This window comes from Pseudalkalibacillus decolorationis, assembly GCF_024609785.1.
Classification (GTDB): domain Bacteria; phylum Bacillota; class Bacilli; order Bacillales; family Fictibacillaceae; genus Pseudalkalibacillus; species Pseudalkalibacillus decolorationis.
On the sequence record NZ_JANHJQ010000040.1, the window covers coordinates 22,683 to 36,025 of the forward strand.

At 39.4% G+C, this 13,343-nt stretch carries 13 protein-coding genes; 11 read left to right on the top strand and 2 right to left on the bottom strand.

What is annotated here, in order from left to right:
- The first annotated feature begins 105 nt into the window (after positions 1-105).
- The 7 genes from NON16_RS23215 (at position 106) to NON16_RS23245 (ending at position 6,341) form a co-directional block, all read left to right on the top strand.
- On the top strand, positions 106-276 hold the full coding sequence (locus tag NON16_RS23215) for a YpmA family protein (RefSeq protein ID WP_257351793.1): 171 nt from the start codon (positions 106-108) through the stop codon (positions 274-276).
- Between the two features lie 9 nt (positions 277-285).
- On the top strand, positions 286-786 hold the full coding sequence (locus NON16_RS23220; RefSeq protein WP_257351794.1) for a hypothetical protein: 501 nt from the start codon (positions 286-288) through the stop codon (positions 784-786).
- Positions 787-835: 49 nt separating this feature from the next.
- Complete coding sequence (locus NON16_RS23225; RefSeq protein ID WP_257351795.1) at positions 836-2,020, top strand: pyridoxal phosphate-dependent aminotransferase; 1,185 nt, start codon at positions 836-838, stop codon at positions 2,018-2,020.
- Between the two features lie 108 nt (positions 2,021-2,128).
- Positions 2,129-3,421 (top strand): asparagine--tRNA ligase, encoded by a 1,293-nt coding sequence (asnS, locus tag NON16_RS23230; RefSeq protein ID WP_257351796.1) that lies wholly within the window; start codon positions 2,129-2,131, stop codon positions 3,419-3,421.
- A gap of 130 nt (positions 3,422-3,551) precedes the next feature.
- Positions 3,552-4,259 (top strand): DnaD domain-containing protein, encoded by a 708-nt coding sequence (locus tag NON16_RS23235; protein WP_257351797.1) that lies wholly within the window; start codon positions 3,552-3,554, stop codon positions 4,257-4,259.
- A 40-nt stretch (positions 4,260-4,299) separates the two neighbouring features.
- Positions 4,300-4,959 carry an endonuclease III gene (gene nth / locus NON16_RS23240; RefSeq protein WP_257351798.1) on the top strand — a complete coding sequence of 220 codons (660 nt, stop codon included), beginning with the start codon at positions 4,300-4,302 and terminating at the stop codon, positions 4,957-4,959.
- 113 nt (positions 4,960-5,072) lie between these two features.
- The gene (locus NON16_RS23245; protein ID WP_257351799.1) at positions 5,073-6,341 is read left to right on the top strand and encodes a glycosyl hydrolase family 18 protein; all 1,269 of its coding nucleotides are present in this window, start codon (positions 5,073-5,075) and stop codon (positions 6,339-6,341) included.
- A gap of 95 nt (positions 6,342-6,436) precedes the next feature.
- On the opposite strand, the gene NON16_RS23250 is transcribed toward NON16_RS23245, so the two are convergent.
- On the bottom strand, positions 6,437-9,088 hold the full coding sequence (locus NON16_RS23250; RefSeq protein WP_257351800.1) for a penicillin-binding protein 1A: 2,652 nt from the start codon (positions 9,086-9,088) through the stop codon (positions 6,437-6,439).
- Between the two features lie 118 nt (positions 9,089-9,206).
- Positions 9,207-9,830: a Holliday junction resolvase RecU gene (gene recU, locus NON16_RS23255; RefSeq protein ID WP_257351801.1), complete on the bottom strand. Its 624-nt coding sequence runs from the start codon at positions 9,828-9,830 to the stop codon at positions 9,207-9,209.
- Between the two features lie 210 nt (positions 9,831-10,040).
- On the opposite strand from recU, the gene NON16_RS23260 reads away from it, so the two are divergent.
- The 4 genes from NON16_RS23260 (at position 10,041) to NON16_RS23275 (ending at position 12,925) form a co-directional block, all read left to right on the top strand.
- Positions 10,041-11,036, top strand: a complete 996-nt coding sequence (locus NON16_RS23260; RefSeq protein ID WP_257351802.1) for a DUF2515 domain-containing protein — start codon at positions 10,041-10,043, stop codon at positions 11,034-11,036.
- Positions 11,037-11,542: 506 nt separating this feature from the next.
- Complete coding sequence (locus NON16_RS23265) at positions 11,543-12,076, top strand: MerR family transcriptional regulator (RefSeq protein ID WP_257351803.1); 534 nt, start codon at positions 11,543-11,545, stop codon at positions 12,074-12,076.
- Positions 12,077-12,132: 56 nt separating this feature from the next.
- Positions 12,133-12,486 (top strand): YppE family protein, encoded by a 354-nt coding sequence (locus NON16_RS23270; RefSeq protein ID WP_257351804.1) that lies wholly within the window; start codon positions 12,133-12,135, stop codon positions 12,484-12,486.
- 238 nt (positions 12,487-12,724) lie between these two features.
- Positions 12,725-12,925, top strand: coding sequence for a hypothetical protein (locus tag NON16_RS23275; RefSeq protein ID WP_257351805.1), 201 nt, complete (start codon positions 12,725-12,727; stop codon positions 12,923-12,925).
- Positions 12,926-13,343: the final 418 nt, after the last annotated feature.

Sequence of the window (13,343 nt, forward strand, 5' to 3'; positions counted from 1 at the left end):
GTGCATTCAGTAAAGAACTGATCTGCTCTATAGCCATAGTTTATCCTTTAATGGACAAGTTATAAGTGAGAAAAGAAGGTAGAAACATTTGGGGGAGTAGTCGACATGGAAAGCAAAATAGAGGTATTATCGACTGTAAAAGTAGAAAAATCAAAGGATTTATATAAAATAGTTGATGCACTCAACCGAACATTAAAGCATGAAGATTTAATGTTTGGGTTGGCACTTGATCAGGAAGACGAAGAGATGATGGTTTTTACTATATATCGTACATAGGTGATATGGATGAAAAAGTGGAAATACGTAACGACAGTTGGTTTATTGCTCACAATCACAATAGGGGTCTCGTATTATTATTATGTAATTAATGACCAACGGCATGAACAAAGCGAAGCGGTTACAGCCGCTAGGAAAGAACTTAAGCTTACAAATATAAAAGATATTGAACATTATTATGGTTCTTACGGCTCATTTCAAGTCATCAAAGCAAGCATTGGTGAAAACAAACAATATGTATTCGTTCCAGTCAAAAAAGGGGAGCCAAGAACAATTTCTGTTAACGAAGGCTGGAGTAAGGAAAAGGTGAAAAAATATGTGAGTGAGGAGCTTAATCCAGACGAATTGATTTCAATCCAACTCGGTTTGGAGAAGTATACAAAATCTTCTACTCTGACACCTGTATGGGAAATTGTCTTCGAAGATGGTAATCAATCGTATACCTTTCATTATATCCGGTATGCTGATGGTACCTTTTTTAAAGAATATAGCATGACTCAAGCATCTTAGAAGAAAAATCAGCCAATATTTAATAACGATACAGACGGAGGTTAACGTAATGAAATTAGCAAAAAGAGTAAAAGCATTAACACCATCTAGTACACTGGCCATTACCGCAAAAGCAAATGCTTTAAAAGCAGAAGGTCATGATGTAATCGCCTTAGGTGCAGGGGAACCAGACTTTAATACCCCGGAAAATATTATTCAAAAGGCAGAACAAGCTATGCATGAAGGGTTCACAAAATATACTCCATCCGGAGGGCTTCCGCAATTAAAGAAAAGTATTATTCGGAAATTTGAACAAGATCAGCAAATTTCCTATGAACCAGGAGAAATAATCGTAACAACAGGTGCGAAGCATGCCCTGTATACACTCTTTCAAGTTCTCCTCGATGAAGGAGATGAAGTTATTGTTCCATCACCGTACTGGGTAAGTTATCCTGAGCAGGTTAAGCTTGCGGGTGGCATACCAGTTCACGCGGAAGGAAAGGAAGAAAATGGATATAAAATAACCCCAGACCAGCTTGTAAGCTGTATAACACCCCAAACGAAAGCAGTAATCATTAACTCTCCATCGAATCCTACAGGGGCGATTTATACGGAAGATGAGTTAAAAGCAATAGGGAAGGTATGTATTGAGCATGACCTCTTAATTATTTCAGATGAAATTTATGAAAAGCTTGTTTATTTTGGAGAACAACACATTTCAATTGCTCAGCTTTCTACAGAGCTAAAGGATCGAACCATTATTATTAATGGTGTATCTAAATCTCATTCTATGACGGGATGGCGAATCGGATATGCTGCAGGCAATAGAGATATAATTCAAGCAATGACCAACCTTGCAAGCCACAGCACATCTAACCCGACTTCCATTGCCCAATACGCAGCAATTGAGGCTTATGATGGCACACAAGAACCAGTGACAGAGATGAAAGAAGCATTCGAACAACGATTAAATCAAGTATATGAGCTATTGATTCAAATACCTGGTTTTAAATGTGAAAAACCTTCAGGGGCATTCTACCTTTTTCCAAACGTAACCGAGGCAGTTCGATTAACAGGCTTCGAAAGTGTTGATCAATGGGTGGAGGCATTGTTAGAATATGAAAAGGTTGCACTCGTACCAGGCAGCGGGTTCGGTGCAAAGGATAATGTCCGACTATCCTATGCCACTTCATTAGATGTTCTTGAAGAAGCCTTGAAACGGATGAAAAGCTTTATGGAAAAGCACCAAAGTTAATAGGGTTGTCTATCCAGTTTAGTTTCATGTAAAATATAAAAAGCAGAAATTAGCGGACAAGTTGTGAAATACCCGAAAAATGTAATAGATGGGTGGAAGGAGCAAAGCGTGAAAACAACAATAAAATTATTACGTGCTCATATTGATGAAGAAGTAAAAATTGGAGCGTGGCTTGCTAATAAGAGGTCAAGCGGTAAAATTGCGTTCTTACAATTACGAGACGGGACTGGATTTGTTCAAGGAGTTGTTGTCAAAAGTGAAGTAGAACAAGAACTGTGGGAACAAGCAAAATCAATGACTCAAGAAACCAGTCTTTTTGTAACTGGTATCGTAAAAAAAGATGACCGTTCTCCAACAGGTGTTGAACTTGTTGTCACAGGGATCGAGGTACTCCATGAAGCGATTGATTATCCGATCACACCGAAAGAACACGGAACAGAGTTTTTAATGGATAATCGTCATCTCTGGTTACGATCCAAAAGACAACATGCCATTATGAGAGTTCGAAATGAAATTATACGTGCTACATATGAATTTTTTAATCAAGAAGGATTTGTGAAAATAGACCCGCCAATTTTGACTGGTAGTTCTGCCGAAGGAACAACAACCTTGTTTAACACAAAATATTTTGATGAAGATGCTTACCTCTCACAAAGCGGACAATTGTATATGGAAGCAGCTGCGATGGCATTTGGTCGTGTATTTTCATTTGGACCAACATTCCGAGCTGAAAAGTCAAAAACACGTCGCCACTTAATTGAATTTTGGATGATTGAGCCAGAGATGGCTTTCGTAGATCATGAAGAAAGTCTTGAAATTCAAGAACAATATGTATCTTTTATCGTTAGTGCTGTCCTAACAAATTGTAAAATTGAGCTTCACACACTTGGCCGGGATCTCGAAAAGCTACAAAAGGTACAAGCACCATTCCCAAGGATTTCCTACGATGATGCCATTGAGTTGTTGAAGGAAAAGGGCTTTAACGATATCCAATGGGGGGAAGATTTTGGGTCTCCTCATGAGACTGCAATTGCTGAAAGTTTTAATAAACCAGTCTTCATAACAAATTATCCGAAAGACTTTAAGGCTTTCTATATGAAGCCTGATCCAAATCGTGATGATGTTGTTCTCTGCGCAGACTTAATTGCTCCAGAGGGTTATGGAGAAATTATCGGGGGGAGTCAACGAATTGATGACCTTGAATTGATGAAACAACGTTATGAGGAGCATAGTCTGTCCCAAGAGGCTTATAAGTGGTATTTGGAACTCAGACAATATGGAAGTGTTCCACATTCTGGATTTGGGCTAGGGTTAGAAAGAACCGTCGCTTGGATATCAGGAATCGAACATATACGTGAATCCATTCCTTTCCCACGTTTGTTAAATCGATTGTACCCATAAACAGTTCATGAATTGAGGAGGGGTGGCTCATACAAGGGTCATCCTTTTTCTATGCTTTAGTGGGCAATCCTTAAATGATTTTCCCATTTCAGATGGACGGGTCTGTTATAATAAACATGAGGTGTAGTAAATGAAACGAGAAAGCTTTTTAAACTGGATTCAAGCTGGAACGCTAGCCATCCCCAACGTATTATTACTGAACTATCATCGTTTAGGTGTAAAGGAAGATGAGATGATGGTTCTTTTACATATGCATTCTTTTATTGAAAACGGGAATTACTTCCCAACCCCTGAACAAATTTCCTCACGGATGACCATTTCAGGACATGAATGTATGCAATTGCTCCGATCTTGCATTCAAAAAGGCTTGCTTAAAATCGAAGAAGACAAAGATCCTGAACAGCTAATGTATTCAGAAACATATACACTCCAACCTCTTTGGGATCAATTGTTACGTTTATTAGAAGAAGAGAAGATAGACGTTGAACAAGAAAAGCAATCGGAGGATGAAGCGCAAATCTATACACTTATGGAAAAAGAATTCGGTCGTCCACTTTCACCAATTGAGTGTGAAACTTTGGCGATGTGGATCGATCAGGATCAGCATCGGTCTGAATTGATTATTGCAGCATTAAAAGAAGCTGTATTATCAGGTAAGTTGAATTTCCGATATATTGACCGAATCTTATTTGAGTGGAAGAAAAATGGAATTCAAACGATAGACGAAGCAAAGCAATACGGTGAGAAGTTTCGTCGCCATCAATACCGTCGCAATGAAACGAAAAGCGAAGAAAGTCATTCCGACTTTCCTTATTATAATTGGTTAGAACAATCATAAATGTAAATGAAACAGCAGCCTCTAAAAAGGATGAGATGCAATGTTAACCAAAAACCAAATTCGAGAAGTATTAGATACGATGGGAGAAATGTTTCCTGACGCTCATTGTGAATTGAAACATTCGAACCCTTTTGAATTGACGATTGCCGTCTTATTATCTGCTCAATGTACGGATGCACTTGTCAATAAAGTGACTCCTGGTTTGTTTGAGAAATATAAAACACCCGAGGATTATCTTGCTGTACCACTTGAAGAACTTCAAAATGATATTAGATCGATTGGGCTTTTTCGGAACAAAGGGAAAAATATTCGTAAGCTTTGTGAAATGATTATTCATGAGTATGGTGGAGAAGTTCCGAAAACGAGAGATGAGCTCATACGATTACCAGGTGTCGGACGCAAAACAGCAAATGTCATCGTTTCTGTAGCGTTTGGGGAACCATCGATAGCTGTCGATACCCATGTGGAGCGAGTATCCAAACGGTTGGCGATATGCAAGTGGAAGGACAGTGTTCTTGAGGTTGAGAAGACATTAATGCGAAAAATCCCAAATGAGGAATGGTCTGAAACCCATCACCGGTTGATTTTTTTTGGACGTTATCATTGTAAGGCCCAAAACCCTCAATGTGATGTCTGCCCATTGTTCTATTTATGTCGTGAAGGCCAGAAACGGATGAAGAAGGTTAAAGTCAATGTGTAACGGTCATTCAACTTAATATGTTGTAGCTAAATGTTCAAATAAATTAACAGCATATGGACAAGAAAGCTTGACATAGTATATAAGCATGAAGGCGTAACGAAGGAGGTTCGTCCATGCAAATACATGTCATTAAGCAAGGACAATCATTGTGGGGAATCTCTCAACTTTATAGTGTACCTTATCCAAGACTTGTGGATATAAATGCGTTAGAGCAGCCAGGCCAGCTGGCGATGGGACAAACGCTGCTAGTTCCAACGCAAAACCGGTATACTGTACAGCAGGGAGATTCCTTTTATAGTATTGCGAGTAAGACAGGTGTATCCATACTAGAACTACGACAAGCAAACCCGCAAATTACAGGGAATGTACTTTACCCAGGTCAAGTACTGAGGATTCCTCAAAAGCCTAAACCAACAACTTTAGTAAATGCATTTGCAGAACCGTATCCAAAAACAGTCGACTATGCCAGAACTGCTGCAAAAGCATTAAGCTGGCTATCAATCTTTAGTTATCATGTTGATGCTGCAGGAAACTTGAGGCCACTAGAAGATGAAACTTTGTTGCAAGTCGCAAAATCGAATGGTGTGAAACCATTGCTTACAATCACGAACATTAAAGAGGGAGCGGACTTTGATACCGAACTTGCTACAACAATATTAACAAGTGAACAGGTCCAAAATACGTTAATTAACAATGTACTTACAACTATGAATCAAAAAGGATATTCAGGAGTTAATGTAGATTTTGAATTTCTCGGGATTGAAAACAAAGAAAGGTACAACCAGTTTCTTAGGAAGCTTGTTCAAAAGTTAAGGCCACAGGGGTATATCGTAACCACAGCAGTCGCACCGAAAACGAGTGCAGATCAAAAGGGTGTTTTATATGAAGGTCATGATTATCAAGCCCACAGTAAAATTGTAGATTACGTTATTATTATGACATACGAATGGGGATGGAGTGGAGGGCCGCCATTACCCGTAAGCCCCCTTCCACAAGTTGAAGAGGTATTACGCTATGCCTTAACGGTCATTCCGAAAAACAAATTAATAATGGGTATCAATCTGTACGGCTATGATTGGACATTACCTTATGTGGAAGGCGGTCCGTTTGCGAAAGCGTTGAGTATACCACAGGCAACTAGACTGGCATATACGAAACAAGCGGAAATACAATATGACCAAGAGGATGAAGCACCGTTTTATACTTACTATGATCAGAACAGAAAAGAACATATTGTCTGGTTCGAGGACTTACGTAGTTATGCAGCTAAATTTAATCTTATAAAAGAGCTTGGAATCGCTGGGATGGCTTTCTGGAATCTTGCTTTTCCATATCCTCCATTATGGATACTGATTCAAGATCGCTTTCAAGTAAAAAAGTGAGGAAGGGAAAACAAGGAAAAATCGCTAAGATCATAGTAGATAACTAATTATTTATAAAGTAAGAAAGGAACGGACCATCGGCCCGTTCCTTTTGCTTAAGATTCTTCCAATAATGGGGGTGGTTCAATTGGAGGTGGGGTTGGACCACCTTCATCAGGTGGGGTTGGAGGTTCTTCTCCACCCTCTTCTGGACCAGTACCCTCGTCTTCACCGGTTCCACCACCGCCAGTACCCTCGCCACCACCATTACCATTACCATCTCCGTTACCGTTCCCGTTTCCATTACCTTCGCCATTTCCATTTCCGTTCCCGCCGCCTTCACCATCTTCGGCGCCCTCACCATCTTCATTGGGTTTATCGGGCTCATCTTCTCTTTTGGCTTCGGTTTTGACTTGAACACTAGCTGGATCACTTTGTTCTCCGCTTTCTCCATCAATGGCTACAACCTGGAAGCTGTAGGTAGCACCTGGAGAGATGTTTTGTACAACGAGTTCTGTCTCAGTCTGACTCGACAATTCTTGATAACCCGCTCCATCAACTGAGTAGAGGACTTTAAAGCTAATTCCTTTATCAAGTAAATCCTTTGGATATTTCCAGTTTAGTTTTACTTCTTGTTTCTTCTTATCATACTTAGCTTTCAAATTTTGTGGTGCTTCAACTTTATAGTACTCTTCCGAAACATCTGGTAGGTTGGTGCCTTTTACTGCGAGTTCGATTCGTTTTTGCCCATCCGGGGTAAAATCGCTTGCACGTTTCCCGGTTCCTATTTCAATAGGAACTTCGATGACAGAATCAGGGCGTTTCCAATCACTATTTTCTAGGTCTTTACTAGATTGTTTCATGACATATTCGAAGATTGCCTTCGAGTAGTCGTCTGTATCATCGGACAAGGCATGATAATTCCCTTCTTCGTCCTGATCGCTTTTATATCCGGTCCAAATTGCAGCTGTAAGATCAGTAGAATACCCAGCAAACCAGGCGTCCTTTGTTTTGCCTTGTAGTGGTTCAGCAGCATCTGAACCATAATTTGTTGTTCCTGTTTTCCCTGCAACAGGGAAGTTGAGGTCCACACTCTTAGCTGTACCGACAGTCATAACATCTTTTAACATATCCGTAACCATATATGCCGTATAGTCTTCCATGACAACCTCTGGATCGGATTTATGCTCGATCACACGACCATCAGGAAACTTGATTTTGGTTACTGTGAACGGCTCATTATAGACACCTTTATTTCCAAATGCCGCATAGGCAGCCGCGAGTTCCATCGGTGAAGGTCCTTTGTTAAATCCTCCGATTGCATAGGAAGGACTATAGTGTTTATCATCGATTTCTATACCGAGGCCTTCAGCGAATTTCTCCGCATCATCAGCACCAACCTCTTGCCATGTTCGGATCGCAGGAAGGTTATATGATTCATACAATGCCTTCCGAATCGACATCGTGCCATGATTTTTGTTGTCATAGTTATGAAATTCATGACCATTGATTACAAGTTCATCGTCACTAATTTGTTTATATGTTGGCCATTGTAAGTGCTCAATCGCTGGTCCGTAGTCAAGGATCGGTTTAATGGTCGATCCAGGTTGTCTTTTAAGCTGAGTCGCATAGTAGCTGCTCATCGTATTTTCTCGACCGCTCCCAATCGCCCGGACCGCTCCTGTTTTCGTATCCATTAACACGAGTCCAGCTTGGATGTTTTTCTGTGCAATAATTTTGTCCGAGTATAAAGCATCCTCAACAGACTCTTGGGCATTTGGACTAAGTGTCGTATAGATTTCAAGTCCTGAAGTTCGAACTTCACCTGGATCATCAAAACCAGCCATCTTAGCAGCTTCTTTTACAACTTGTGAAACAAATGTATTATATGGTTCATTTTGCTTTTCAGGATCCGGTGCTTGAACGTATTCTTTGACCGGAATCGCTTTTGCTTGTTCATATTGCTCTTTCGTAATATATTCGTATTTCTCCATTTGTGAAAGAACGACATTTCTTCGTTTTTCAGCAGCTTCAGGATTGTCAAACGGGCTGTAATAGCTCGGTGCTTTCGGAAGTCCTGCAAGCAGGGCTGCTTCATGGAGCTTGAGCTCGCTAATGTCTTTACCGAAATACGCTTTTGCTGCAGTCGCAACACCCCAAGCACCTTCACCAAAATAGATTTTGTTCAAATACATCTCAAGGATTTGGTCCTTTGAATAACGCTGTTCAAGCTTTATTGCTAGGTATGCTTCTTTAATTTTCCGAGTTATTTTTTTGTCACTTGATAATAGTGTGTTTTTAATAACCTGTTGCGTAATCGTACTTGCACCTTCAGCTCCGAATCCTTCAGTCACATTGGCGATAACTGCACCACCAATACGACGAACATCGACACCAAAGTGGTCATAAAAGCGAACATCCTCCGTTGCTACAAATGCGTTTTGAACAACTTCAGGTACTTCGTCAAGGTTTGCACGAATCCGTTTTTCATCATTATAAAGCATTCCGTACTCTTCACCGTTCATATCATACAGCTTTGAGGATACAGGAGTTTCAAGAGCTTTCGGATTAAGTTCAGGCGCATTACTTATTATCGCAAAAACTGCAATGGCACCGGCCGTCATCGCAATCAATCCAAAAACGAGTATAAAAGCTGTTATTTTCTTTAACGTACTTTTCTTCTTCTTTGGTGTGGTAGCTTTTTTATTGTTCTTAGAAGAGGCTTGTTGCTGACGCCTTTCCTGTCGTGATCGATAATCGTTACTCATAGTTGTTCCTACCTTTCTAAACTTAAAGAGGTTGTTCAAAGAGTTAAAAATGAATGCGTATAATTTTACATGTAACCTATATATTCTTCGTATGCTCCAATGTGTTTATAACCCTTATTCATCCAGAAAAAAACAATTTATCTATTATTTTTAAATAATCGATTCTTGGATTAAACCCGAGCTGCATCGAATGAGCATTATCAGTAAAAAATGTTTTCGGAATGGATTTTCGCCCACCTTTTTTCTGATGTTCCCAGAAATCGAATAAGTCCGTTGCATTAAGCAAAAAATCTTCTTGAGAAGCTTTAAAGCGAACAAGGATAAAACATATACCATCCTGATTTGTTACTTGCTTCATATGCTCAATTTGATGTTCATGAAAATTAGTTAAAGGGAATGATGTCTTGTTTCGTGTTTCTTTCGCCTCAAAATCAATATATTTTCCACGATATACGCCGTTATAATCGGTTGTTGAAGGTTGTTTAAAGTAAGCTTCTTTAATTACTGCTGCACTTCGCTTTGGATAATCAACAGAAACGATTTGTACGGGTGTCGGTTTTTTATGAATAACGGCACTTCCGGTTTGTAAATAATATTGATTAGAATAGTTAATGTCCTCCTCAAAGGTCATGCCGCGATTAGCAAAGGACTTATTGTGTTCATCCATTTTCAGAGAAGTCCGTTGGATCGATTGTTGTTGTTCAGACTGTGCGGGTTTTCGATTGGGATAGCGAAAGTTCAATCGGCTTCACCTTCCTTAACACGAAAATACGAACCTATTGAAAATCCTTATCTTATATAGACGTTTTTCGTTGCATTTAGTTTCATTTGTTCCAAATAAACCTTCATATATAGAATTGCATTATTAAAAATATACCATACACAAACGGTTTGTCGAGTATCTTTAGACAATTTAACGAACCTACGTTTGCAGGACTGAGGTTAAAATGAAATGACCAACCTTCAACAAATAACGAAGAGAAGGAAGATCCAGCCGTTATCAGAGGCTGAAAAACATCTAATTGAATCGATAAAAAGGAAAACAGAAAAGCTAAATATCGATAATATTTCACGTACAAAAGCTTATCATAACTTTTACAGACAAAATGGTGAAATCTCTTGGTCATTGTTAGCAAGTCTCGTTTCAAGAAATGCAGGCTGGAATATGTGTGACTTGATCATTCCTGAGTTTCGTGTACTGATATCTGCACACAAACGGCGATGGTTGTTTTATACATACGAACGGGCCAATTGGCTAATTTTTAGTGACGCTTATCCCCAACTGTTACTATACGAACGATCTAAAAAAAATAACAAACCTTTGTTTTATTTATTAAAAGAATTTCAAGTTTCATCCTATATGGAGGTTGAATGGGAGAGGTTTTGGAGGAGGAAGGAAGACCACCGAATCAATACATGCCTGATCGTTAATGAACAACAGTTAATTCAAAAGCCTGTCTTGGAGCATGAGAGTTACCAACACCATGTATTTCAGTCAGTACCCTTTTGGCTTCAGGACCGATTTCATTTCAGTACCGTTCTTTTCCCAACTGTGGAAGGGGATCTCTATGGGTTATCGGTTCATGGATTTCGTAATGTATATAAGCGGATTCTTCTTGGACGGCGTCTATTAAAGTTGCTCCTCGACTCGGAGTATCACAATCGATTTCTTACCTTTGTTGAAGAAACGGAACCTATCGGGGCTAGAATGGAATATGAGCGTTTCCTACAGGAAGGGAGAAGGGGGCACGATGGTTCTCTTCGAATGGCATTGCCAATTATTAACCATGATAGAGAATATGATGAAGATTGGTCGATCGGACACTCAAGAACAACCACATTTTCATCTGTTTCTTTACCGAGAAAGATACACCTAAACGGTTGGTACGCACGTAAACGATTGGAATTACATTTGCTTTCCACTTTAAAAAGCAAATTAAAAAGCTGACTGTTATAGACGGGTTTGGTATTAGTATGGGAGTCAGCTTGTTTTTTTAGAGAAAGTATAAAAGTTTGCGGCATGGATGTAATGTCCAGCTACAGCGCCCAACCACTTGGATCACTTCAGGCCTCCTGCGGCGGCAACAGCCTCCTCGTCGGTCTTCCAGTGACCTTCGTGGCTAAGCAGGGCGCTTGCGCTTTTCTTGATTGATAGTTAGGTAGAGGGGCGATTGGGGCCTTCCGTTTTTTTATCTCCATAACCCGTTTTATTAGAACGACCATTTCGAGTTTCTTTCGGATTCTCTTTCTTCTTAGACATTTTCGATCACCTCCTAATATTAGTATGGTTGTATACAAAAACAACTATTCAAACGACATGATGCTGTCGAAAACAGAAATTGAAAGAGAAAATCCGCTTTCTTTGCCGAACAGATTCTAGTTTTGTCAGGCGTGAAGGGTTCGGGAAAAATCCATAGAATACTTCTCATAACAATAACTGCGGGAGGTCTTTATATGGAAAGCTTAATTAAGACGAAAGCAGCTTCAAAAAAGTTAAATGTAAACCCGACAACGATCCAGAGATGGGTCAAGTATTTTGAGATCCCCTGTCCGAAAAATGATCATGGCCACTATTTATTCCGTGAATCTGATATCGAGCAATTACAATCCATACAGGAACAATTGAATCAAGGCATGCAAATGAGTGATATCAAACTTCAAAAGCAAGCAAAGAGAGAAGATCATCCAAAGAGAAAATCCGGTTTAAAAGAAATGGATGATCGATTTAAACAATTACAATCTGAGTTGGACATTCTCGATCAGAAGGTGTCACAGAAGGCGGATGAGGTACTCAGTTACCAAGTGTTACAGCATCGTAAAGACCTTGATCAAATGTCAACTCGTTTAACTGACCTTGAAGAAAAAATGATTGTGCTAGAAGAACAATTACTTCTTCAAGTTACCGCAACCAATGAGATAAGAACAGGAACGAATCCAGTTGCAACCAAATCAAAGCGTAACTGGCTTGTAAGTCTGTTTTCATTGTAGATTTTGGATACCGCTTTTGTTAGGATAAGAAAAGCGGGGTGAACAGGATGAATGGCATGTATAGCCGATTAAAGGAATTAACATCCCAGTTGCGAATGTACAATAAGCAAGCTGAGGAACAATATGAAGAGAGAACAATTTTCGAGGAATACACAGTCGATTTCTACGGGGAAGTAAAGCCATTTGCAGATAAAGTACAGATGTTGGTCGATGAATGGAAGCCTTTAGCGACCGAATGGGCAATGAGAGAGCACCCGAAATATGTTTATCCGATCCAGATTAAAGATACATCTGAGAACTTGACGATTATTGCTGTACAAGCTTTTCAAACCGATACGAAGGCGAAGCGGTTTTTGGCGATGACAAAATCGATTGAATATATCCTGGAATCCATGGAAAAACAATTGTAATAGATGAATGATGGCTGGTTCCTTAACAGGATATCAGCCTTTTGTATTGAGAATTACAAAAGTATTTTTCCGATAAGACTGGGATGTAAATGTACCAAAATTCGGAGTCTATCACATGAAAACAGGATTCATATATACATTTTCAAGTGTTCACGGAATTGTAACGGTCCACACGTCTGTAAAGGTGCTTCAATTTTGTTATACTAAGAGAAGTTTAACTTGAAAGGGTGTGATACCCATGATGGAATTTCTATATTTTCCTGAGGATAAAGGTGAATACATTCCATCAATAATCATGCTCCTAATCTTCATTACTGGAGCAGTTATTGCTACATTCTTTATCCGAAAGCATTCTGAAAAGGAATTATCGAAAATGGAGCAATCAAGCGAAGTTTCCCTTGAAACTCCTAAGGAACCGAAAGAGCCGACTCGTCGATAGAAGTAAGAAACTGGTCTTAAAAGATATTTAATTAATAGAAGCTGATTTTTCTGTACAAACAGGAAAATCAGTTTTTCTATAGGAATAGTAGTTAAAAATTTCACGTACCGTACTGATTATTCAAAATTAAAAAATCCAATGCAGTAAATTAAACTGTTGTTTGATAGAAAATGAATTAAAAGGCTTTAACTAATAGATCACTGTTTCTTTGGCTTGTTGAACTAACGGATGTGCGCGACAAGTTCTGCTATAAGTGCTTTGTAGCGTGAAATGCAGGGAATTCGTTTGATAGATTCCAACTTTATATCGGAAGGTCGGAATGATGAAACCATGTTTTCTGAAACGACCTCATCAATACTCCTGCGTGCGTCATGAATGACAGTTCATGGGGTTCGAAGCACAGGTAGAGTCGGCAGAA

Coding starts and splice junctions, on each gene's coding strand:
- NON16_RS23215 (WP_257351793.1), top strand. CDS start 106: ATGGAAAGCAAAATAGAGGTATTATCGACTGTAAAAGTAGAAAAATCA.
- NON16_RS23220 (WP_257351794.1), top strand. CDS start 286: ATGAAAAAGTGGAAATACGTAACGACAGTTGGTTTATTGCTCACAATC.
- NON16_RS23225 (WP_257351795.1), top strand. CDS start 836: ATGAAATTAGCAAAAAGAGTAAAAGCATTAACACCATCTAGTACACTG.
- NON16_RS23235 (WP_257351797.1), top strand. CDS start 3,552: ATGAAACGAGAAAGCTTTTTAAACTGGATTCAAGCTGGAACGCTAGCC.
- nth (WP_257351798.1), top strand. CDS start 4,300: ATGTTAACCAAAAACCAAATTCGAGAAGTATTAGATACGATGGGAGAA.
- NON16_RS23245 (WP_257351799.1), top strand. CDS start 5,073: ATGCAAATACATGTCATTAAGCAAGGACAATCATTGTGGGGAATCTCT.
- NON16_RS23250 (WP_257351800.1), bottom strand. CDS start 9,088: ATGAGTAACGATTATCGATCACGACAGGAAAGGCGTCAGCAACAAGCC.
- NON16_RS23260 (WP_257351802.1), top strand. CDS start 10,041: ATGACCAACCTTCAACAAATAACGAAGAGAAGGAAGATCCAGCCGTTA.
- NON16_RS23265 (WP_257351803.1), top strand. CDS start 11,543: ATGGAAAGCTTAATTAAGACGAAAGCAGCTTCAAAAAAGTTAAATGTA.
- NON16_RS23270 (WP_257351804.1), top strand. CDS start 12,133: ATGTATAGCCGATTAAAGGAATTAACATCCCAGTTGCGAATGTACAAT.
- NON16_RS23275 (WP_257351805.1), top strand. CDS start 12,725: ATGATGGAATTTCTATATTTTCCTGAGGATAAAGGTGAATACATTCCA.